At 72.5% G+C, this 20004-nt stretch carries 19 protein-coding genes and 1 pseudogene; 10 read left to right on the forward strand and 10 right to left on the reverse strand.

Going from position 1 to position 20004, the window contains the following annotated elements; translation table 11 throughout:
• The 4 genes from ACKUB9_RS20285 to fliL all read right to left on the reverse strand — a co-directional run.
• Nucleotides 1-854: MotE family protein (locus ACKUB9_RS20285; RefSeq protein WP_410825880.1), on the reverse strand; the 854-nt coding region annotated here is incomplete at its 3' end.
• The gene (locus ACKUB9_RS20290; RefSeq protein ID WP_407523990.1) at nucleotides 851-1342 is read right to left on the reverse strand and encodes a DUF6468 domain-containing protein; all 492 of its coding nucleotides are present in this window, start codon (nucleotides 1340-1342) and stop codon (nucleotides 851-853) included. The genes ACKUB9_RS20290 and ACKUB9_RS20285, both read right to left, overlap by 4 nt.
• Before the next feature lie 5 nt (nucleotides 1343-1347).
• The gene (fliM, locus tag ACKUB9_RS20295; protein WP_407523992.1) at nucleotides 1348-2556 is read right to left on the reverse strand and encodes a flagellar motor switch protein FliM; all 1209 of its coding nucleotides are present in this window, start codon (nucleotides 2554-2556) and stop codon (nucleotides 1348-1350) included.
• Nucleotides 2557-2565: 9 nt separating this feature from the next.
• The gene (fliL, locus tag ACKUB9_RS20300; RefSeq protein ID WP_407523995.1) at nucleotides 2566-3072 is read right to left on the reverse strand and encodes a flagellar basal body-associated protein FliL; all 507 of its coding nucleotides are present in this window, start codon (nucleotides 3070-3072) and stop codon (nucleotides 2566-2568) included.
• Between the two features lie 327 nt (nucleotides 3073-3399).
• Between fliL and flgF the strand changes: the two genes are divergently transcribed.
• Genes flgF through flgH form a run of 4 tightly spaced genes read left to right on the forward strand, consistent with a single transcriptional unit; the run spans nucleotide 3400 to nucleotide 6760 of the window.
• Nucleotides 3400-4146: a flagellar basal-body rod protein FlgF gene (gene flgF / locus ACKUB9_RS20305; RefSeq protein WP_407523997.1), complete on the forward strand. Its 747-nt coding sequence runs from the start codon at nucleotides 3400-3402 to the stop codon at nucleotides 4144-4146.
• Nucleotides 4147-4161: 15 nt separating this feature from the next.
• Nucleotides 4162-4953 (forward strand): flagellar basal-body rod protein FlgG, encoded by a 792-nt coding sequence (gene flgG, locus ACKUB9_RS20310; RefSeq protein WP_407523999.1) that lies wholly within the window; start codon nucleotides 4162-4164, stop codon nucleotides 4951-4953.
• A 5-nt stretch (nucleotides 4954-4958) separates the two neighbouring features.
• Nucleotides 4959-5999, forward strand: coding sequence for a flagellar basal body P-ring formation chaperone FlgA (gene flgA, locus ACKUB9_RS20315; protein WP_407524001.1), 1041 nt, complete (start codon nucleotides 4959-4961; stop codon nucleotides 5997-5999).
• An 8-nt stretch (nucleotides 6000-6007) separates the two neighbouring features.
• Nucleotides 6008-6760, forward strand: coding sequence for a flagellar basal body L-ring protein FlgH (gene flgH / locus ACKUB9_RS20320; RefSeq protein WP_407524003.1), 753 nt, complete (start codon nucleotides 6008-6010; stop codon nucleotides 6758-6760).
• Nucleotides 6761-6965: 205 nt separating this feature from the next.
• On the opposite strand, the gene ACKUB9_RS20325 is transcribed toward flgH, so the two are convergent.
• The 5 genes and pseudogenes from ACKUB9_RS20325 to ACKUB9_RS20345 all read right to left on the reverse strand — a co-directional run bounded on the left by ACKUB9_RS20325 (nucleotide 6966) and on the right by ACKUB9_RS20345 (nucleotide 13158).
• Nucleotides 6966-8648 carry a methyl-accepting chemotaxis protein gene (locus ACKUB9_RS20325; RefSeq protein ID WP_407524005.1) on the reverse strand — a complete coding sequence of 561 codons (1683 nt, stop codon included), beginning with the start codon at nucleotides 8646-8648 and terminating at the stop codon, nucleotides 6966-6968.
• A 609-nt stretch (nucleotides 8649-9257) separates the two neighbouring features.
• On the reverse strand, nucleotides 9258-9704 hold the full coding sequence (locus tag ACKUB9_RS20330; protein WP_407524007.1) for a GNAT family N-acetyltransferase: 447 nt from the start codon (nucleotides 9702-9704) through the stop codon (nucleotides 9258-9260).
• A gap of 9 nt (nucleotides 9705-9713) precedes the next feature.
• Nucleotides 9714-10712: a class II fructose-bisphosphatase gene (gene glpX, locus ACKUB9_RS20335; RefSeq protein ID WP_407524009.1), complete on the reverse strand. Its 999-nt coding sequence runs from the start codon at nucleotides 10710-10712 to the stop codon at nucleotides 9714-9716.
• Nucleotides 10713-11050: 338 nt separating this feature from the next.
• A pseudogene (locus ACKUB9_RS20340) lies at nucleotides 11051-12325 on the reverse strand (homoserine dehydrogenase); the annotation flags it as partial.
• Between the two features lie 122 nt (nucleotides 12326-12447).
• Nucleotides 12448-13158, reverse strand: a complete 711-nt coding sequence (locus ACKUB9_RS20345; protein WP_407524013.1) for a hypothetical protein — start codon at nucleotides 13156-13158, stop codon at nucleotides 12448-12450.
• A gap of 93 nt (nucleotides 13159-13251) precedes the next feature.
• Between ACKUB9_RS20345 and xth the strand changes: the two genes are divergently transcribed.
• From xth to ACKUB9_RS20365, 4 genes are all read left to right on the forward strand, one after another.
• On the forward strand, nucleotides 13252-14043 hold the full coding sequence (gene xth / locus ACKUB9_RS20350) for an exodeoxyribonuclease III (protein WP_407524158.1): 792 nt from the start codon (nucleotides 13252-13254) through the stop codon (nucleotides 14041-14043).
• A 45-nt stretch (nucleotides 14044-14088) separates the two neighbouring features.
• Nucleotides 14089-15315 carry an MFS transporter gene (locus ACKUB9_RS20355; RefSeq protein ID WP_407524015.1) on the forward strand — a complete coding sequence of 409 codons (1227 nt, stop codon included), beginning with the start codon at nucleotides 14089-14091 and terminating at the stop codon, nucleotides 15313-15315.
• Between the two features lie 209 nt (nucleotides 15316-15524).
• Nucleotides 15525-17252, forward strand: a complete 1728-nt coding sequence (gene poxB, locus ACKUB9_RS20360; protein WP_407524017.1) for a ubiquinone-dependent pyruvate dehydrogenase — start codon at nucleotides 15525-15527, stop codon at nucleotides 17250-17252.
• 110 nt (nucleotides 17253-17362) lie between these two features.
• On the forward strand, nucleotides 17363-17590 hold the full coding sequence (locus ACKUB9_RS20365; protein WP_407524019.1) for a hypothetical protein: 228 nt from the start codon (nucleotides 17363-17365) through the stop codon (nucleotides 17588-17590).
• A 3-nt stretch (nucleotides 17591-17593) separates the two neighbouring features.
• On the opposite strand, the gene cobT is transcribed toward ACKUB9_RS20365, so the two are convergent.
• A complete protein-coding gene (gene cobT, locus ACKUB9_RS20370) occupies nucleotides 17594-18625 on the reverse strand; it encodes a nicotinate-nucleotide--dimethylbenzimidazole phosphoribosyltransferase (protein ID WP_407524021.1) in 1032 nt (343 codons plus the stop codon).
• A gap of 284 nt (nucleotides 18626-18909) precedes the next feature.
• Between cobT and cobS the strand changes: the two genes are divergently transcribed.
• Entirely contained in the window at nucleotides 18910-19773 is an 864-nt protein-coding gene (cobS, locus tag ACKUB9_RS20375) for an adenosylcobinamide-GDP ribazoletransferase (protein WP_407524023.1), read from the forward strand.
• A gap of 18 nt (nucleotides 19774-19791) precedes the next feature.
• A complete protein-coding gene (locus ACKUB9_RS20380; protein WP_407524025.1) occupies nucleotides 19792-20001 on the forward strand; it encodes a DUF1289 domain-containing protein in 210 nt (69 codons plus the stop codon).
• The last annotated feature ends 3 nt before the right edge of the window (nucleotides 20002-20004 follow it).

Here is a 20004-nt window from a genome sequence, read left to right on the forward strand (position 1 = left end):
GGCGGGGCGCCCGCGGGCGCCGGGCGCGGGGGGGTGCCGCGGGCCCGCAGGGCCAGCGCCACGGTGAGCTTTTCGGCGGTCTCGGGCTGCATCATCGCCAGCACCTCCGCCATCTTGCGTGGGTTCATCGCCACCACGACCGGCACCAGCACGTCGAGGGCGAGCCGGTCGAAGACCCGGGCGGCCTCCTTGGGCTTCATCGTCTCGTACATGGTGACGATGGCCTTGAGTCCGACGGCCTCCGCCTCGGCCCGGCGCGCCGCGCCGCCGTCCAGCTTCTCCTCCTGGGAGCGCAGGTCGTTGACGCGGCTCTCGAGCTTGCGCTCGGCGCTCTCGATCAGCTGCTCGCGGGTGTCGAGCTCGCGGTTGCGCTGCTGGAGCGCGTCGCGCCGCGCCCCGAGTTTTTCCAGGATGACCCGCTCGGCCGATTCGGTGCCGGGCTTGCCGGGCGCCCTGGGGGTCGGCTCGGCGGCCTCCTTCGGGTCCTTGCCGGTCTCCTTGGCAGCCTCCTTCGCGGCCTCCTTGGCCGCCACCGAGCCGGTCACCGCCGGATCGGCCGGCTCGTAGCCGGTGCGGGCATGGGAGAGCACGCGCGCGAAATCGCTGCGGCCGGGGGTGCCGCTCTCGCCCGCCAGCGCCACGAGCTTCAGCACCAAGAGACCGCCCGCCGCCAGCGCCACGGCATCGATCAGGCGCAGCCGCAGGCCGGGGGGGCGCCAGGAGGCTTTCCGGGACGGACGCGCCTTGGACGAGGCCCCGCGGGGCGCGCCCGCGAGGCGCTTGGCGGCCGGCGCCTTGGGCGGCCGCGGATGGCCGGCGAGCGCCACGGCGAGGCGGCGCACGAGGGGCGTCATGCGGCCTGGCTCTGGAGGCGGCTGAGGGCGCGCTCGCTCAGCGCCCGGGCGGCGGCGGCGGCGGCGCTCATGCGCTCGGAGGTCGAGACGGCCGGGAGGGGCGCGGGTGCGGCGGCCGGGGCGGCCTTGGCCGCCGGAGTGGCTTTGGCCGCCGGATCCGGGCGCGCCTGGGCGACGATGCGGCCGATGCGCTCCACCACCGCCTCGCCCGCCTGGACCTGGGCCGAGAGGGTGGCGGCGGTGGTCTCGGCGACGCCGAGCCGCTCGGCCAGCGTGCGCTCGCACTCGCCGAGCGTCGCGCGCAGGCCGAGGATCGCCCGCTCGGCTGATTCGGTGGCGACCATCAGGTCGCCGATGGTCTGGCGCAAAGCCGCCTCGTCGGCCTTGAGGCGGGTGATGCGGCGGCTCAGCGCCACCGAGGAGACGATGCTCGCCACGAGCAGCACCGCCACGAGGCTGTCGGCCAGGAGAGTGACGAACGCGCTCATGAGACCTAGCCGTCCTTCTGGTTCTTCATCGAGGCCTCGAAGGCCGCGAAGGTGGTGCGGGCGCGCCGGAGCGGGCGCGTCACCTGCACGGCGATGCTGTCGTCGAGCCGCCCGATCCGCCCCTGGGTCATGGCCCAGTCGCCGCAGCGCAGCGTGATGAGGTCGGTGGGCTTGGCGTCGAACATGATGGTGTCGCCGACCTCCAGCGAGAGCACGCGCCGCAGCGGCAGCGTCATCTGGTGGAGCACGGCCTCCACGGCGACGTCCGCCTGCCAGATCTCGGTGGCGAGGTGGCCTTCCCAGATGTGATCGCGCCCGAGCTTCTCACCCATGAAGCTCTGCAGGAGCAGGTCGCGGATCGGCTCGATCGTGGCGTAGGGAAACAGGATCTGGAGGAGGCCGCCGCGGCCCTCCATGTCGAGCCTGAGGTCGATCAGGATCGCGGCGTTGGCCGGCCGCGTGATGGTGGCGAAGCGCGGGTTCGACTCGATCCGGTCGATGCCGAAGCGCACCGGCGAGAGCGGCTGGAACGAGGCTTCGAGGTCGCCCAGGATGATCTCCACCATCCGGCGCACGAGCTGCATCTCGATGGTGGTGAAGGGCCGCCCGTCGAGGCGGATCGTGGTCGTGCCGCGCTTGCCGCCGAGCAGCAGGTCGAGGGTCGAGTAGGCGAGGTTCGAATCGACCGTGACGAGGCCGGACCCCTCCCACACGTCGGCCCTGAATACTCCGAGCAGGGTCGGCAGCGGGATCGCGTTGAGGTAGTCGCCGAAGCGCACCGAGGTGATGTTGTCGAGCGTGACCTCGACGTTGTCCTGGAAGAAGTTGCGCAGGCTCGTCGACAACAACCGGATCATCCGGTCGAAGACGATTTCGAGCATCGGCAGGCGTTCGTAGGAAACGACGCCCGAATCGACGATGGCGCGGATGCCGCCCGCGCCGGAGGCCGACAGCTCCCTCAGCGAGAAGCCGAGGACTTGGTCGATCTCTTCTTGGTTGAGGATGCGGTCGTTGCCGGCGAGCTCGGGGAGGTTCTCGGCCTCCCCCTCGTCGATCATGTTGGCCCATTCGGCCGCCATGTCGCTCGCCTGGGTGGCGGTGCCCTGCTCGGCGAGCGCCGCGCCCCATTCCTCCGCGAGCGAGGCGTCGCCGCCCTGCTCGGAGAGCGCCGCCGCCCAGTCGTCGTCCAGGATCTCGTCCTCAGGTCCCGACACGCTGTGCCCCTACTGGATCACGAAGTCCTTGAAGAGCACCGCCTCGACCTTGGCGGGATAGACCGCGACGTTGACGCGGCGCAGCAGCTCCTCGCGCAGGCGGTAGGTGCCCATCGACCCCTCGAAATCCGCCGGCCGCAGCTCGCGGATGTAGACTTGGAACGCGTCCTCGATCCGCGGCATCAGCGGCTGGATCTCGCCCGCCACCTTGGCGTCCTTCACCTCCAAGGCGACCTTGAGCTTGATGAAGCGGCTCTGCGGCTGGCCGACGTCGGAGGAGAGGTTCATCACCATCTCCCGCACGTCCATGAAGGCGATCGGCGGCTTCACCTCGGCGGCCTGCTTCTCGGCCTGGGCGCTGCGGCCCTTCATGACGAAGAACCCGCCCGCGCCGCCGCCGATGAGCAGCACGGCCGCCGCCGCCGCGATGACGAGCTTCTTCTTGGAACCGCCCGGAGCCGGCGCTTCGCCGTCTCTCTCCTCCGCGTCCGGCGCCTTCTTCGGCTTCTTCGCCATCGCCCGCCTTCGCCCCCGCGCCATCCGGCAGCGTAAGGTCCACGGATAGCGGAACGTGGTTAATGCGCCGTTAAACCGGCCGGCCGCCGGGGCCTGACGGCAGGCCCGCCGCGACGCCGCCCCCCCGGGACCTCCCCTGCCGCGGCGCCGGGGCGGCAGATCCTGCCGGGTCGAAACTGCCGGAGGGGCGGTCCGGGCCGCGCCGTGCCCGGCAGTCATTCCCTCAAATCATTGCTGTAAAAGGCGTATTTTCCATCCGCGCGGTGGCACGGACCCTGCGTTGACCCCTCTGCCAGGGCGGATCGCCCGGCCAGGAGTGCGGCGTCGATGCTGAACGCGCAGTTGATCGGTCTCTCGGCGCAGGTGGCGCTCGGCCGCGAGCTGGAAGTGATCGCCAACAACATGGCGAACGTGTCCACGACCGGGTTCAAGGGCCGCTCGACCCGGTTCCAGGAATACCTGATGCCGCGCGCGAGCGCCGAGACCTTCCCGACGCCCGACCGGCGCCTGTCCTACGTCATCGATGCCGGCACGCCGCTCGACCTCTCGCAGGGCCCGATCGAGACCACCGGCAACCCGCTCAACGCGGCGATCCGGGGCGAGGCCTTCTTCGCCGTGCAGACGCCGCAGGGCGAGCGCTACACCCGCAACGGCGCCTTCGAACTCGACGCGCAGGGGCGCCTCGTCACCAGCGACGGCTTCCCGGTGCTCGGCGACGGCGGTCCGATCCAGATCGGCTCGCAGGAGACCGGCCTGGCGATCGGGCCGGACGGCACCGTCTCCACCAATCAGGGCAACCGCGGCAAGATCCGCCTCGTCACCTTCGCCAACCCGCAGGCCCTCACCAACGCGGGCGCCAACCTCTACGCCTCGACGGCGCCCGCCCAGCCCGCTGGGCCCCAGGCGCGGATCGAGCCCGGGGCGGTCGAGCGCTCGAACGTCAGCCCGGTCCTCACCATGACCCGGATGATGGAGGTGAACCGCATCTACACGCTGGTCTCGGACACGCTCTCGCGGATGGACGCCATGCGCGGCTCCGCCATCCAGCGCCTGTCCGACGTCGGCAACGCCTAAGGAAAGTCCTCAGCGATGCGCGCCCTCTACGCTGCCGCCACCGGCATGGCGGCCCAGGAACTCAACGTCCAGGTCATCTCGAACAACATCGCGAACCTGCGCACCACCGGCTACAAGCGCCAGCAGGCCCATTTCCAGGACCTGCTCTACCAGAACCTGCGCCGGGCAGGCAGCGCCACCTCGGATCAGGGCAACCAGCTGCCAGCCGGCCTCGCGCTCGGCTCGGGCGTGAAGACCACCTCGACCGCCCGGGTGATGAGCCAGGGCACCCTCTCCTCCACCGAAAAAACCTACGACGTCGCGATCCGCGGCGAGGGCTTTTTCCAGATCACCATGCCGGACGGGCGCACCGCCTACAGCCGCGACGGCTCCTTCGACCTCGACTCGCAGGGGCAGGTCGTCACCCGCGACGGCTACCTGCTCAACCCCAACATCACGGTGCCCAACAACGCCACCTCGGTGACGATCAGCGCCTCGGGCGTGGTGCAGGCGACCGTGCCGGGCCAGACCGCACCGCAGAACCTCGGCCAGCTCCAGATGGCCCGCTTCGTCAACAAGGTCGGCCTCGAGTCGATCGGCGACAACCTGTTCGTCGAGACGCTGGCCTCCGGCCCCGCCATCACCGGCACGCCGGGGTCCGAGGGCTTCGGCAACCTGCTCCAGAGCTACCTCGAAGAGGCCAACGTCAACGCCGTCACGGAGATCTCGTCGCTGATCGCCGCGCAGCGCGCCTACGAGATGAACTCGAAGGTCGTGACCGCCGCCGACCAGATGCTCTCCACCACCTCGCAGATGTTCCGCGGATGAGATCGATGATCGTCGCAGACAGAGACACCCCCGTGTGCGCCGCCGCCTGTGTGGTGCTCGGCCCGGGCATCATCGGCCGCACGGCCTTCGCGCTCCTCGTCCTCGGCCTCCTCACCCTGCCGGTGCTGGCGGCCGGCTCCGCCCGTCCGGTCCTGCGGGGGGACGTCACCGCCACGCGCGACGTCGTGACCCTCGGCGACCTCGTGGCCGATGCGCCGGCCGACCTCGCCCAGCGCCCGCTCTTCCGGGCGCCCGCGCTCGGCACCACCGGCACGATCCAGGTGCGGCGCATCCAGGAGGCGGCCGCCGGGCTCGGCCTCGAACCGCCCGACAGCGGCGGGCGGCTCCAGATCACCGTGCAGCGGGCCGCGCGCCGCATCGCCGGGCCGGAGATCGAGGCGGCCGTGAAGGCGGCGCTCGCCCGTGCCCGCGGCCTCGATCCGGCCACGCTGGCGATCAGCTTCGACGGCGAGCCGCCGGTGCTGACGGTCCCCCTCGACCTCGACGGGCCGGCGAGCGCCTCCGAACTGGTCTACGATCCGCGCAGCCGCCGGGTCGCCGCCCTGGTCAGCGTGGGCGAGCGGCAGGCGGCGCTGCGGGTCTCGGGCCAGGTCGCCGAGATGATGGAAGTCGCGGTGCTGGTGCGTCCCCTCGCCCGCGGCGAGGCGGTGTCGGCGGCGGACGTGACGCTCCAGCGCCGGCCGCGCGACGGCGCCCCCGCCGATTCCTCGGTCGACGTCGCCGCCCTGGTCGGCCAGGTGGCGCAGCGCGCGGTTCCGGCCGGCACGCCGCTGCGGGCCGGCGATCTCACCCGGCCCGACCTCGTGCAGCGGGGCGAGGCCGTGGCGATCCTGTACGAGGGGCCGGGCGTCAGCCTGTCCCTGCGCGGGCAGGCACGCGAGGGCGGCCCGCTCGGCGCCGTCGTCGCGGTGGTCAACCCGGTCTCCAAGAAGGTGCTGCAGGCGACCGTGGTCGGCCCCGGTCGCGTCAGCGTCGGGCCGCCGGCCCGCCCCGCCAGCCTCGCCGCCCTCCCCGCCTCGCGTTGAGCGTTCCCATGTCCGTCCGTCATTCCGCTCCCGCCCGCCTCGCCCTGCCGGTCCTCCTCGGGCTCGGCCTCTCGGCCTGCAACACGGTCGACCGCCTCTCGAACATCGGCGCGCAGCCGGTCCTCACCGCGATCGAGGACCCGACCGCCCAGGCCGGCTACAAGCCCGTCCGCCTGCCGATGCCGGACGTCCAGCCGGTCTCCTACGCGCCGAACTCCCTCTGGCGCACCGGCTCGCGCGCCTTCTTCAAGGATCAGCGCGCCGCCAAGATCGGCGACCTCGTCACCGTGAAGGTGAACGTCACCGACAAGGCGAACCTCAACAACGAGACCAAGCGGTCGCGGGCGAATTCCGAATCCTTCGGCATCCCGAACGCGCTCGGGCTGGAGACCAAGACCAAGTTCCTAGGCGGGACCGATCCCGAAAAAATCATCAGCACCGATTCCACCACGAACAACGACGGCGCCGGCTCGATCCAGCGCGCCGAGACCGTGACGACGAACGTGGCGGCGATCGTCACGCAGGTCCTGCCCAACGGCAACCTCGTGATCGAGGGCAAGCAGGAGATCCGGATCAACTTCGAGGTGCGCGAACTCATCGTCGCGGGCGTGATCCGCCCGGAGGACATCGAATCCGACAACACGGTGGATTCCACCAAGATCGCCCAGGCCCGCATCGCCTATGGCGGCCGCGGCCAGATCACCGACGTGCAGCAGCCGCGCTACGGCCAGCAGTTCCTCGACATCGTGCTGCCGTTCTGAGGCCGGGGCGCATCCTGCCACGCCCGCTTGATCCCCTGCGGGACGGCGGATGTGATCGTCGCTCAAGCGTGCGGAGCCTCCGACGCCACCGCGCGGGCGTGTGATCCTTGTCGGAGACAGAGATCACCTGCCAGGGGCCCTTCTTGCGCGTCGGAAGGGGAGCACCGCCTGTCGGACCGCTGCGAGGCTTGCGGAGGGTTCGTCCTCAGGCCGCCCGGATCGTCGCGAGGAAGCGGGCGACTTCGGCGCCCAGCGCTTCGGACTGGTGCGACAGCCCGGATGCCGCCGCGAGGACGTGGCCGGCCGCCGTGCCCGTCTCCTCGGAGGCCTGAGCCACGCCCGCGATGTTGCCCGTCACGGCTTTCGTTCCGGCCGAGGCTTCGGCCACGTTGCGCACGATCTCCTGCGTGGCGGCCGCCTGCTCCTCCACCGCCGTGGCGATCGAGGCCGCGACGCCGTCGATTTCCCGAATGCGGCCGATGATCGAGGCGATCGCCGCCACGGCTTGATCGGTCGCCCCCTGGATCGCGCCGATCTGGCTGACGATCTGATCGGAGACCTTGGCGGTCTGGCCGGCCAGTTCCTTCACTTCCGTCGCCACGACCGCGAAGCCCCGGCCAGCCTCACCGGCGCGGGCCGCCTCGATCGTGGCGTTCAGCGCCAGCAGGTTCGTCTGACTCGCGATGCTCGAGATCAGACCGACCATGTCGCCGATCCGAACCGACGTCCCCTTGAGCTCTTGGACGAGGCGTCCCGTCTGGTCGGCCTCGCCCACCGCACCCTGGGCGAGCAGGGTCGAGCCCTGGACCTGGCGCCCGACCTCCTGCACGGAGGCGCCGAGTTCCTCGGCCGCGGCAGCGACCGTGGCGACGTTCGCGGCGGCGGTGCAGGCGGCGGCCGAGACCGCGCTCGACTGATCGGCGGTCTGCGTCGCGGTCGCGGTCATCTGCTGAGCCGTGGTCTGCAATTCGCTGGCGGACGCGGTCACTTGGCCGACGATGCCGCCCACCATCCGCTCGAAGTCTTCGGCCAGCGCGATCCGCGCCCGCCGGCGCTCGGCGGACGCGGCCGCGTCGGCGATACGCTTGATCTCGGCTTCCTCGGCCGCCTTGCGCGCCACCATCGCCCGGATTCCTTCCACCGCGCGGCCGAGCGTGCCGATCTCGTCGGTCCGGGCGGCCTCGGGGATGTGCGCGTCGACGTCGCCGCCTGCCATGCGCTCCAGCACCCGCACGAGGGAGAGGATCGGCCGGCGGATGTTGCGGAGCAGGAGGATCGTCGAGCCCAGCAACGTCAGCAGCATCGCGGCGCCGGCGAGGAGCCCGATCCGCCCGGCAGCCGCGATCGCGCTGAAGGCCGTCTCGATCGCACCATCGGTGAAACGGTTGGCATTGGCGACGACGGTGCTGATCGTGGCCTCGGTGCGGGCCGCCAGATCGCCGACGGCCCGGCGGGCGTCCTCCACCGCCATGGATTCGCGTCCGAACAGGTCGCCGCGCCCCGCCTGCGCGTAGCGGGCGATCGCCTCGGACAAAGCCTGCAGGTTGGTCCGGGTCTCCTTCAGCGCTTCGGGCTTCAGGGCAAGGGTGATCGGCCGCTCCAGTCCCGCCACCGCCGCCGCCGCCTCCTCGGCGATCTCGGCGATTGCGGCCTCGACCTCCTGCCGGGTGCGGGCGGAGTCCACCGTGTGGTAGCGGACGTCCATCCGGCTCAGGGCGAGCTGCGCCCGCGAGATCCCGACCTGGATCGCCTGCTCCCGCGCCACCAACTCCGTGGCCGCCTGGATCGCCGCATTGCTGTGCCATTGGTGATAGGCGGCACCGGCCGCGAACACGGCCGACACGGCGGAGGTGAGAGCGAGTTTGTGGCCGATGGTGAGCGTAAGCACGGGCTGCCCCGGGATCGAGTTCGCTTTCTGACCTAGAGGCAGCCGAACTAATTTTGCCCTAACCGATCGCCCGATTTCACAATAGATGGCGAGTCTTGGACGGTATCGGCGATCGAGGCGCCGACCGACCTACCGTAAGAAAGTACCAGATGTGAGTGTTTTTCCGAAACTCCCCCGATGGACACTGCCGCGTCCGGCCGCCTCCGTGTAGCACGCGCCGGACTCGCTCATCCGCCACTCCGCGTCCGGGGTGGCCGGCCGCAGCGCGCGGATCGAGTCGGGACTGGATCACGGCCGATGCCGAGCATCGTGAACGTCGGTCGAACCGGCGCGTCCCGCACGCGCGAAGCGCGGCCATTCCTTGCGGACGGTGCCGAAAGCCTCGGGACCGGACCGCGCTTCTCGGATCCGCACGCCCTGTGGCCCGCTCCGAGGAAGGGCGCCCCTGCGTGGCCGCGCGCGTGAGCGCGATCGATCGTGACGAGAGTGTTTTCCGACGAAGCGGATGCGGTTCGTCGCAGCAAATGCAGCAGGATCAAGGACCAGAGCAGGCCGAGTGCCGGCTGCCGATCGTCCGAGACGCCGGAGCGCACCGGGCATCGTGCCGTCCTACAGGATCTTCCGATACTGGATGAAGCCCGGCCGGTCCGCGATCCTGTCGTACAGGGCGCGGGCCGTCGCGTTGCCCTCTTGGGTCAGCCAGTAGACCCGGCTCGCCCCGGCCTCGCGCGCGGCGGCGTAGACCGCCTCGATCAGCGCCCGGCCGGCCCCCTGCCCCCGCGCGGCCTCGGCCGTGAACAGGTCCTGGAGGTAGCAGTAGGGGCCGATCGTCCAAGTGGAGCGGTGGAAGATGTAGTGGACGAGGCCGATCACCTCGCCCCCGCGCTCGGCCACCAGCGCGTGCATCGGCTCGGCCGGATCGTGCAGGCGCGCGAAGGTGGCGTCGCTGACCACCGGGTCGACGCTCGCCCCGTAGAAGCGCAGGTAGCCCTGCCAGAGCGGCTCCCAGGCTGCCCGCTCGTCGGGCCGCAGCGGGCGGATCACGAGGTCGGCCATCGGCGGCTCCTACTTCAGGTGGAACTTGTCGAAGTCGCGGTGCTCGGCCTGGATGCGGCGCACCGTGCCGGTGTGCGAGCGGTAGACGATCGTGTCGGTCTGCACGATCTCGCGGCCGAAGCGCACGCCCTTCACCAGGGCGCCGTCGGTGACGCCCGTGAGGGCCACCACCACGTCGCCGCGGGCGAGGTCGTCGAGGTCGTAGCGGCGGTTGGGGTCCTGCACGCCCATCTTGGCGGCGCGGTCGCGTTTTTCCTGGGTGTCGAGGATCAGCCGTCCCTGCATCTGGCCGCCGATGCAGCGCAGCGCGCCCGCCGCCAGCACGCCCTCGGGGGCCGCTCCGATGCCGAGATAGATGTCGATGCCGGTCTCGTCCGGGTTGGTGGTGAAGATCACGCCCGCCACGTCGCCGTCCGAGATCAGGCGCACACCCGCGCCCGTCCGGCGGATCGCCGCGATCAGGTCGGTGTGGCGCGGCCGGTCGAGGACGAGGGCGGTGATCTCGGCAGGCGGCACGCCCTTGGCCTTGGCGAGCGCGTGGATGTTGTCCTCCGGGCTCGCGTCGAGATCGACCGTGCCCTTGGGGTAGCCGGGGCCGATGGCGATCTTGTGCATGTAGACGTCGGGGGCGGCCAGCAGGGTGCCGCCCTCCGCCATCGCCATCACGGCGACCGAGCCCGGCATGTCCTTGGCGCAGAGCGTCGTGCCCTCCAGGGGGTCGACCGCGATGTCGACCTTCGGGCCCTGGCCGTTGCCGAGGGTCTCGCCGATGAACAGCATCGGGGCCTCGTCGCGCTCGCCCTCGCCGATCACCACCGTACCGGCGATCGGCAGGCGGTTCAGCTCGCGGCGCATCGCGTCCACGGCCGCCTGATCGGCGGCCTTCTCGTTGCCCTGGCCGCGCAGCCGGGCCGCGGCCACGGCCGCCCGCTCGGTCACCCGCACCAGTTCGAGGGTGAGGATGCGCTCGATGATCGGGCTCGGTCCGGCCTTGGCAGCGTCCGACATTGTCTCGGGTTCCCCTCTGGATTTCGTCTCGGTGCGCGGGCCGGGAGCGGCTAGAGCATTTTCCGACGAAGTGGATGCCGGTTCGTCGCTGAAAATGCGACAAATCAAAGACTTAGAGCAGAGCCCGGTCGCAACGCGACCGGGCTCTGCTCTAATCGCGCTCGATGCGGATGACCTGCGGCGGCTCGGCCAGGAGGCCGTCGGCCGCGATGGCGTCGAGGCTCGCGCGGATCGCCGCCTCGGTGGCCGCGTAGGTGATGAGGACGAGCGGCACGGGCACGCCGGAGCGGCCGTGCGGATCCTGGGCGGCGGCGCTCTCCGAGCGGCGCTGCAGGATGCTCTNCCGCGATGGCGTCGAGGCTCGCGCGGATCGCCGCCTCGGTGGCCGCGTAGGTGATGAGGACGAGCGGCACGGGCACGCCGGAGCGGCCGTGCGGATCCTGGGCGGCGGCGCTCTCCGAGCGGCGCTGCAGGATGCTCTCGAGCGAGATGTCGCGCTCGGCCATGCGGGTGGCCACGCCCGCCGCCACGCCCGGCCGGTCGTGCACGGTGAGGCGGATGTAGTAGCCGCCCTCGTGGCGCTGCATCTCGGCCCGCGGCAGGGGCCGCAGCCCGCCCGCCGGGCGCCCGAAGGCCGGACCGACGCGCCCGGCCGCCACATCGGCGATGTCGGCCACCACCGCCGAGGCGGTGGCCTCGCCGCCCGCGCCGGGGCCGATCAGGGTGAGTTCGCGCAGCGCGTCGGTGTCGACCGTGACCGCGTTCGTCACGCCCATCACCTGCGCGATGGCGGAGGATTTCGGCACCATCGTCGGGTGGACGCGCTGCTCGATGCCGGCCGGCGTCGCCTCCGCGACCCCGAGCAGCTTGATGCGGTAGCCGAGTTCGTCGGCCATGCGCAGGTCGAGGGGCGCGATGGCCGAAATCCCCTCGACCGAGATGCCGTCCGCGTCGATCTGCGTCCCGAAGGCGAGGCTGGTGAGCACCGCGAGCTTGTGGGCGGTGTCGAAGCCCTCGACGTCGAAGGTCGGGTCGGCCTCGGCGTAGCCGAGCGCCTGCGCGTCCTTGAGGCAGGCCTCGAAGGTCAGGCCCTCCAGCTCCATCCGGCTCAGGATGTAGTTGCAGGTGCCGTTGAGGATTCCGTAGACGCGCGCGACCGCGTTGCCGGCCAGCGCCTCGCGCAGGGTCTTCACCACCGGGATGCCGCCCGCCGCAGAGGCCTCGAAGGCGAGCGCGACGCCCGCCTCCTCGGCCATGCGGGCGAGCGCCGCCCCGTGCCGGGCGAGCAGCGCCTTGTTGGCCGTGACCACGTGCTTGCCCGCCGCCAGGGCCGCCTCGACGGTGGCGCGGGCGGCGCCCTCGGCCCCGCCGATCAGCTCGACCACGCAATCCACCTCGCCCGCGCGGGCGAGGTGGACCGGATCGTCGAACCACGCGATTCCGGCGAGGTCGAGCCCCCGGTCCCGGCCGCGGTCGCGGGCCGAGACGGCGGTGACCTGGACGGGCCGGCCCGCGGCGGCAGCCAGCGCCTCCGCGCGGCGGGCGACCATGCGCACGACGGAGGTTCCGACCGTTCCGAGGCCGGCGACGCCGAGGCGGAGGCTCTGGGTCATGCACGTATCCAGGGTTGTCTCTGGCGTCGGGCGGGGCGCGCCGAAGCGCGGCCTCACGCGGACGCGGCCCTTCTGCAACGATTTGGAGTCCCGTGCAAGGAAGCCGCCGGAGGCGCACCGCCTCACGCGGGGAGCGCCGGGGCGCCGTGCCCCCGCCCCGCCGCGCGGAAGCGCGAGGCAGTGCGCACGAGGCCGTAGAGCACGCCCGCGTTGAGGAGATGCCACACCAAGTGCGTGCCGGTGGGCAGGACCGGGCAGAGCACGGGATCGAGGGTGCGGGCCGTGAGCGAGACGAGGAAGAGCCCGGCGATGCCGAACAATGCCGTGCCGGCGCGGCCCTGGGCCGGCGTCCCGGCGCGCAGGACCGCGCCGATCCCCAGCAGCGCCAGGAACGCGGGCGCGTAGGCGATCGAGTCGTTCGTGGGCGGGCCGAGCGGGCGCCCGGCGAGCGCCGACAGGGCGGGCTCGAAGCCGGCGGCCGCGCCCGCGAAGGCGAGGGTGAGGCCGAGGGCCACGCCCGCCCTGAACCCGAGCAGGCGGTGCAGCGCGACGAAGAAGTAGGCGTGGATGAACAGCGCGATCGGCAGCACGTCGGCGAGTTCCGCCCAGCGCACCGCGAGGGTGTGGAACAGGAAGCTGCCGATCCCGATCACCCCGACGAGCCCGGCGAGCGCCCGCGCGACCGGATCGGGCGCCATGGCGCGGCGCTCCTGAGCGAGCAGCAGCGCCGCCGCGATCAGGAAGGCGCCGTTCGAGAGCGCGTTGAGGGGTTCGTCCCAGAACCCCGTCCCGGTGCGCTCGCAATAGGCCCGCACCGGCTCCCACCAATCCATCCCGCGCTCCTCGTCCGGGGCGGCTCCTTGCCAAGCCCGGACGAAACCTCGATGACGGGGCCGGCTCCTCACCAGCACGCGCCGCGGGACCCGATGCGGATCACCACCTGGAACGTCAACTCGGTCAAGCAGCGCCTCGGCCACCTCCTCGCCTTCCTGGACGACGCCAAGCCCGACGTGGTCTGCCTGCAGGAGCTGAAATGCGTCGACGAGGCCTTCCCGCGCACCGAGATCGAGGAGGCGGGCTACGTCGTGGCGACCCACGGCCAGAAGGGCTTCAACGGCGTCGCGCTGCTCGCCCGCCAGCCGCTGCCGCTGCGCGAGGTGCGCCGCGGCCTGCCCGGTGATCCCGAGGACGCGCAGTCCCGCTACATCGAGGCGCTGATCCCCACATCCGCCGGCGACCTGCGGGTGGCCTCGATCTACCTGCCGAACGGCAACCCGGTCGGCACGCCGAAATACGATTACAAGCTCGCCTTCCTGCGCCGGCTGACCCTCCACGCCCGGGCCCTGCGCGCCCGCGAGGAGGTGCTGGTGCTCGCGGGCGACTACAACGTCATCCCCGAGCCGGCGGATGCCGCCGACCCGGAGGCGTGGCGCGCCGACGCGCTCTTCCTGCCGCAGAGCCGGGCGGCGTTCCGGGCGCTCCTCAACGAGGGTTTCTCGGACGCGCTCCGGTCCTGCGACGACCGGCCCGGCCTCTACACCTTCTGGGATTATCAGGCGGGGGCGTGGCCGCGGAACTTCGGCATCCGCATCGACCACCTGCTCCTCTCGCCGCAGGCCCTCGACCGCCTCGTCTCGGCCTCGATCCAGAAGCATCTGCGCGGCCTCGACAAGCCCTCCGACCACGTGCCGGTCACGGTGGAGCTCGATCTCGGCTGACCCTTTCCGAATGACACTGGCCGCGCCTTCCGACCCCATCGATCGATGCTGACGCAGACGCCCTCCGGCTGGACCCTCTTCCGCAATCCCGATTTCCGGCTGTTCGGCGCCGCCCGCTTCCTCACGGGCATCGCCTACCAGATGGAGGCGGTGGCGGTCGGCTGGTTCGTCTACGACCTGACGAAGAGCGCGCTCGCGCTCGGCCTCGTCGGGCTCGCGAGCTTCGCGCCCGCGATCCTCGGGGCGCTGATCACCGGGCACGTCGCCGACACCTACGACCGGCGGCGCATCGCGGCGGCGGCCTACGCGCTGCTGGCGCTCGCCTCGGCCGGCCTGACGGCGGTCGCGCTCACGCCGGGCAGCCCGGTCTGGCCGGTCTACGCGCTGATGATCGCCGTCGGCAGCGCGCGCGCCTTCGCCAACCCGGCGACCCAGGCGCTGCTGCCGACCCTCGTCCCGCGCGAGCAGTTCGGCACCGCCATCGCCTGGAACTCGTCGCTCTGGCAGAGCGCCGCGGTGAGCGGACCGGCGGTGGGAGGCCTCCTCTACGCGCTCGGCCCGGCGGTGGTGTTCGCGAGCGCGGGCCTCTGCTTCGCGGTGGCGGCCCTGTGCGTGGCGGCGATCCGGCCCGGTCCGGCCGCCGCGCCGCGGGGGCCGGTGACGTGGAGCACGCTGCTCGCCGGCCTCACCTACATCCGCTCGCAGCCCGTGGTGCTCGGCGCCATCACCCTCGACCTCGTGGCGGTGCTGCTCGGCGGCGCCACGGCGCTGCTGCCGATCTTCGCCCAGGAGGTGCTGCATGTCGGCCCGCTCGGGCTCGGGCTCTTGCGCAGCATGCCGGCGGCTGGCGGCGTGGCGATGGCGGTGGTGCTCGCCCACCGCCCGCTGGAGCGCCGGGCCGGGCCGCGCCTGCTCGCCGCCGTGGCGGTGTTCGGGCTCGCGACGATCGGCTTCGGCCTCTCGACCTCGGTGCCGCTCTCGATGGCCTGCCTGTTCGTGACGGGCGCCGCCGACATGGTGAGCGTCTACGTGCGCCAGAGCCTCGTGCAGGGCGAGACCCCGGACGCGATGCGCGGCCGGGTCGCCGCCGTCAACACCGTGTTCATCGGGGCGTCGAACGAACTCGGCGAGTTCGAATCCGGTCTGCTCGCGGCGCTGATCGGGGCCGCGCCCGCCGTCGTCGCGGGCGGGGTCGCCACCGTCATGGTCGCGGGGCTGTGGGGCCGCCTCTTCCCGGCCCTGCGGGCGCGCGACCGGCTGATTGCGCGGTGAGGCGGAACGGGAAACGCCTCGACGAAGATCGTCGATACGCGGGGAACCCCTCTCCCGCATGGGATAAGGGTTCCCCGCGCTTGTCACCGATGTCAGAGCGAAACCCCAGGTTTCATGACCAAGCGGAACGGTAGGCACCCCGGCCTGTTGTTGCAATGCGTCATGACCAGAGGACGCGACACCCAGCACGACGACAGGGGAGTGCCGTCATGGCCCGCCAGACCGTTGCTGACCTCATCGCGGACACGCTCAAGGCGGTCGGCGTCAAGCGCATCTACGGCGTCGTCGGCGACTCGCTGAACGGCCTCACCGACTCGCTGCGGCGGGGCAAGAGCATCGACTGGGTGCACGTCCGCCACGAGGAGGCGGCCGCCTTCGCGGCGGGGGCCGAGGCCCACCTCACCGGAGACCTCGCGGTCTGCGCGGGAAGCTGCGGGCCGGGCAACCTCCACCTCATCAACGGCCTCTACGACTGCCACCGCTCCCGGGTGCCGGTGCTGGCCATCGCGGCCCATATCCCGAGCGCGGAGATCGGCTCCGGCTACTTCCAGGAGACCAAGCCCGAGGCACTGTTCACCGAGTGCAGCCACTATGTCGGGCCGGTCGCCACCGTCTCGCAGATCGCCCGCACCCTCGACATCGCCATCCGCGAGGCCATCGCCAAGCGCGGCGTCTCGGTGGTGATCATCCCGGGCGACGTGGCCCTCGAATCGATCGAGGTGCCGGCGCGCCCGCGCTGGATCGCGCCGCGCCCGCCGGTCGTGCAGCCGAACGCCCAGGATCTCGACGCGCTGACGGAATTTCTGGAGGAATCGGAGCGCATCACCATCCTGGCGGGCGGGGGCTGCGCGGGGGCGCACGACGCGCTCGTCGGCCTCGCGGGCACGCTCAAGGCCCCGGTCGTGCACGCGCTGCGCGGCAAGGAATTCGTCGAGTACGACAATCCCTACGACGTCGGCATGACCGGGCTGATCGGGTTCTCGTCGGGCTATCACGCCATGATGGAGTGCGACACGCTCTTGATGCTCGGCACCGACTTCCCCTACCGCCAGTTCTACCCGGAGCAGGCCCGGGTGGCGCAGGTGGACCTGCGGGCGGGCAACATCGGGCGGCGCACCCGCGTCGATCTCGGCGTCGTGGCGGACGTGCGCACCACCCTCGACGCGCTCGCGCCGCGCCTGACCGAGAAGACCGACCGCGGCTTCCTCGACCGGGCGCTCGCCCATTACCGCGACGCCCGCAAGGGCCTCGACGACCTCGCGGTCGGCCATCCGGGCCGCCGGCCGATCCACCCGCAATACCTCGCGCGCGTCATGGACGCCGTCGCGGCGGACGACGCGATCATCACCTGCGACGTCGGCACGCCGACGATCTGGGCCGCGCGCTACCTCGGCATGAACGGGCGCCGCCGCCTGATCGGCTCCTTTTGGCACGGCTCGATGGCCAACGCCCTGCCGCAGGCGATCGGCGCGCAGGCCGCCTGCCCGGGCCGGCAGGTGATCTCTTTTTCGGGCGACGGCGGCTTCGCCATGCTGATGGGCGAGTTCCTGACGCTGACGCAGATGGGCCTGCCCGTGAAGGTCGTGGTGCTCAACAACGGCACGCTCGGCTTCGTGGAGATGGAGATGAAGGCGTCGGGCTTCCTCGATACCGGGACCGAGCTGAAGAACCCGAACTTCGCCGCCATGGCGGAGGCCGCCGGGGTGCTCGGGATCCGCGTCGAGGACCCGGCCGAGGTGGAACCCGCGCTCACCCGGGCGCTCGCCCATGACGGACCGGCGCTCGTCGACGTCGTCACCAACCGCCAGGAACTGGCGCTGCCGCCCAAGACCACGATGGAGCAGGCCAAGGGCTTCGGCATCTACCTCGCCCGGGCGGTGCTGAGCGGGCGGGGCGACGAGATCGTCGAACTCGCGCGCACCAACATCCTGCGCTGACCGGGACCGCATCCGCGGAGGCGGGCGCGCCGGCCCGATCCTTGAAACCCGCTCCCCGCGATGGCTCGCGCGGTCCCGCTCCGGGACCGTGCGCCCCACGACGGGACATCATGTCGGATTCCACGCGTCGCGCCGATCTCCGCGCGGACGGGCAACAGGGGCCGCGCTTCGTCGTCGGCCAGGACCGCGACGGGCGCTGGCTCGCGGTCGAGATCCACGGTCTCGGCGGCGGCATCTTCCGCAGCCGCGCCGACGCGCTCCACTACGCCGCCGCCGAGACCGGCCGGCGGCCGGACGCGGTGCGCCTCGCCACCGAACCGGTCGTCCTCGGGGCGTGAGGCTCAGGCGGACGGCCCCGCAACGCCGGCCTGCTCGAAGGTCGCCATGTCGCGGTGGCAGGCGAGCGCCGCCTTGAGGAGGCCGAGCGCCAGGGCCGCGCCGGAGCCCTCGCCGAGGCGCAGGCCGAGCGAGAGCAGCGGGTCGAGGCCGAGACGCTCCAGCACCGCCCCGTGCGCCCCCTCCGCCGAGAGGTGGCCGGCCACGCAATGGTCGAGGGCGGACGGATCGAGCGCGTGCAGCACCGCCGCCGCCGCGGTGGCGACGTAGCCGTCCAGCACCACCGGCACCCGCTGCAGCCGCGCGGCCAGGATCGCGCCCGCCATCGCCGCCACCTCGCGCCCGCCGAGCCGGCGCAGCACCTCGAGCGGATCGTCGAGGTGGCCGGCATGGTGGGCGAGTGCCGCTTCCACGGCCGCCACCTTGCGGGCGAGGCCCGCCTCGTCCACGCCGGTGCCGCGCCCGACCCAGGCCGCCGGGGCGCCGCCGTAGAGCGCCGCGTAGATCGCGGCGGCCACCGTGGTGTTGCCGATGCCCATCTCGCCGAGCGCCAGCCCGTCGGTGCCCGCCGCCACCGCCTCCATGCCGAACGCCATGGTGGCGACGCAGGCCTTCTCGGTCATCGCCTCGGCCTCGGTGATGTCGCCGGTCGGCAGGTCGAGGGCGAGGTCGAAGACCTTGAAGCCAAGCCCGTAGGCGGCGCAGATCTGGTTGATCGCCGCCCCGCCGGCCGCGAAGGTGTCGAGCATCTGCCGGTTGACCGAGGACGGGTAGGCCGAGACGCCTTTCTGCGCGACGCCGTGGCTGCCCGCGAAGACGCAGACGAGCGGGCGGTCGAGGCTCGGCAGGGCCTTGCCCTGCCACGCGGCGAGCCACGTCGCCAGATCTTCCAGCCGCCCGAGGCTGCCGGCGGGCTTCGTCAGCACCGCCTGCCGCGCCTGGGCGGCGGCGGCGGCGGCCCCGTCCGGCCCGGGCATCGTGGCGACGAGGCGGCGGATGTCCTCGAACGGGCTCGCATCCAGGGGGGCATCGATCATGGCGGGCTCCGGCCACGGGTGTCTCGCCGCGCGTCTAGCCCCTGGGCCCCCGGAAAGCGAGCCGCGCGGGCCGGCGCGCGGCGGTCGAACGCAGGATCGGCTCGCATTCGTCCGGGACGAACGCCCGGAAGCGCGCCTATACTGCGCGCCATTGCCTGACGCGGTCGCCGGTCCGGCGGCCGGGACGATGCAGGAGCGAGGCCTCAGTGGAATTGCGCCAAGCAGTTCCGCGGAGACGAACCCCGTCGGGCCGGCCCGGGCGGGCGGGACACGGGGCGGACGGGATGGCCGAACGGGCGGGCTGGGACGCGATGCAGGAGGCCGACGACGAGTTCGAGCCGCCGCCACCGGGGCCGGCGCTGTGGCCGCCGCTCCTCGATCTCGCGGCCTGCCTGCGCTTCTACAGCCGCCTGCCGGTGCCCCCGCTGCCGGGCGAGGCCGAGGGGCACGGGCCGCCCGACTTCCGCACCGCCCCCCGGATGCTGCCGGTCGCCGGCCTCGTGATCGCGCTGCCGGCGGTGCTGGCGCTGCTCGGCGGGCTCGGGCTCGGGCTGGGTCCGTACCTCGCGGCGACGCTCGCGGCGCTCGCCGCCACGCTCGTCACCGGCGCCCTGCACGAGGACGGCCTCGCCGACGTGGCGGACGGCTTCGGCGGCGGCACGGACGCGGCCCGCCGGCTCGACATCATGCGCGACAGCCGCATCGGCACCTACGGCACGGCGGCGCTGATCCTGGCCTACGGGCTGCGCATCGGCGCGCTCGCGACGCTCGCCGACCGGGCCGGCTGGCGCGCCGCCCTCATCCTGCTCCTGGCGGCGGCGGTCTCGCGCACGGCGGCCCTGTGGCCGATGCTCGCCCTCGCCCCGGCCCGGCCGGGGGGCGCCTCGCACGCGGTGGGGCGCCCGACCCCGGGGACGCACGCGACGGCCTGGGCGCTCTGCCTCGTCCTGCTGCTCGCCGGGGGCCTCCTCGGCCTGCCCTGGATCGGCCTCGCGCTGGCCGGGCTGATGGCCGCCCTCTCGGCCTGGACGGTGAGCCGCATGGCCGAGCGCCTGATCGGCGGGCAGACCGGCGACGTCATCGGCGCCTGCCAACAGATCGCCGAGATCGCCGTGCTGCTGGCGATGCTGATCGCCCTCCCGCGTTGAACGCCCCGTAAGAATCCGATGTCGCGTCCCTCCTCGCCCTGCACCCGCGTCTGCGTCCTCGATCCCGTCACCGGCCTGTGCGAGGGCTGCGGGCGCACCCGCGACGAGATCGCGGTCTGGGGCAGCCTCTCGGAGCCCGAGCGCAAGCGCATCATGGCGCTGCTGCCGGACCGGCTCGCCGCGGCCGTCCCGCCCTCCTCCCCGCGTCCCGTCCCCTCCCCCGCCTGACCC

The organism is Methylobacterium oryzisoli, from assembly GCF_046557895.1.
Taxonomy (GTDB): domain Bacteria; phylum Pseudomonadota; class Alphaproteobacteria; order Rhizobiales; family Beijerinckiaceae; genus Methylobacterium; species Methylobacterium oryzisoli.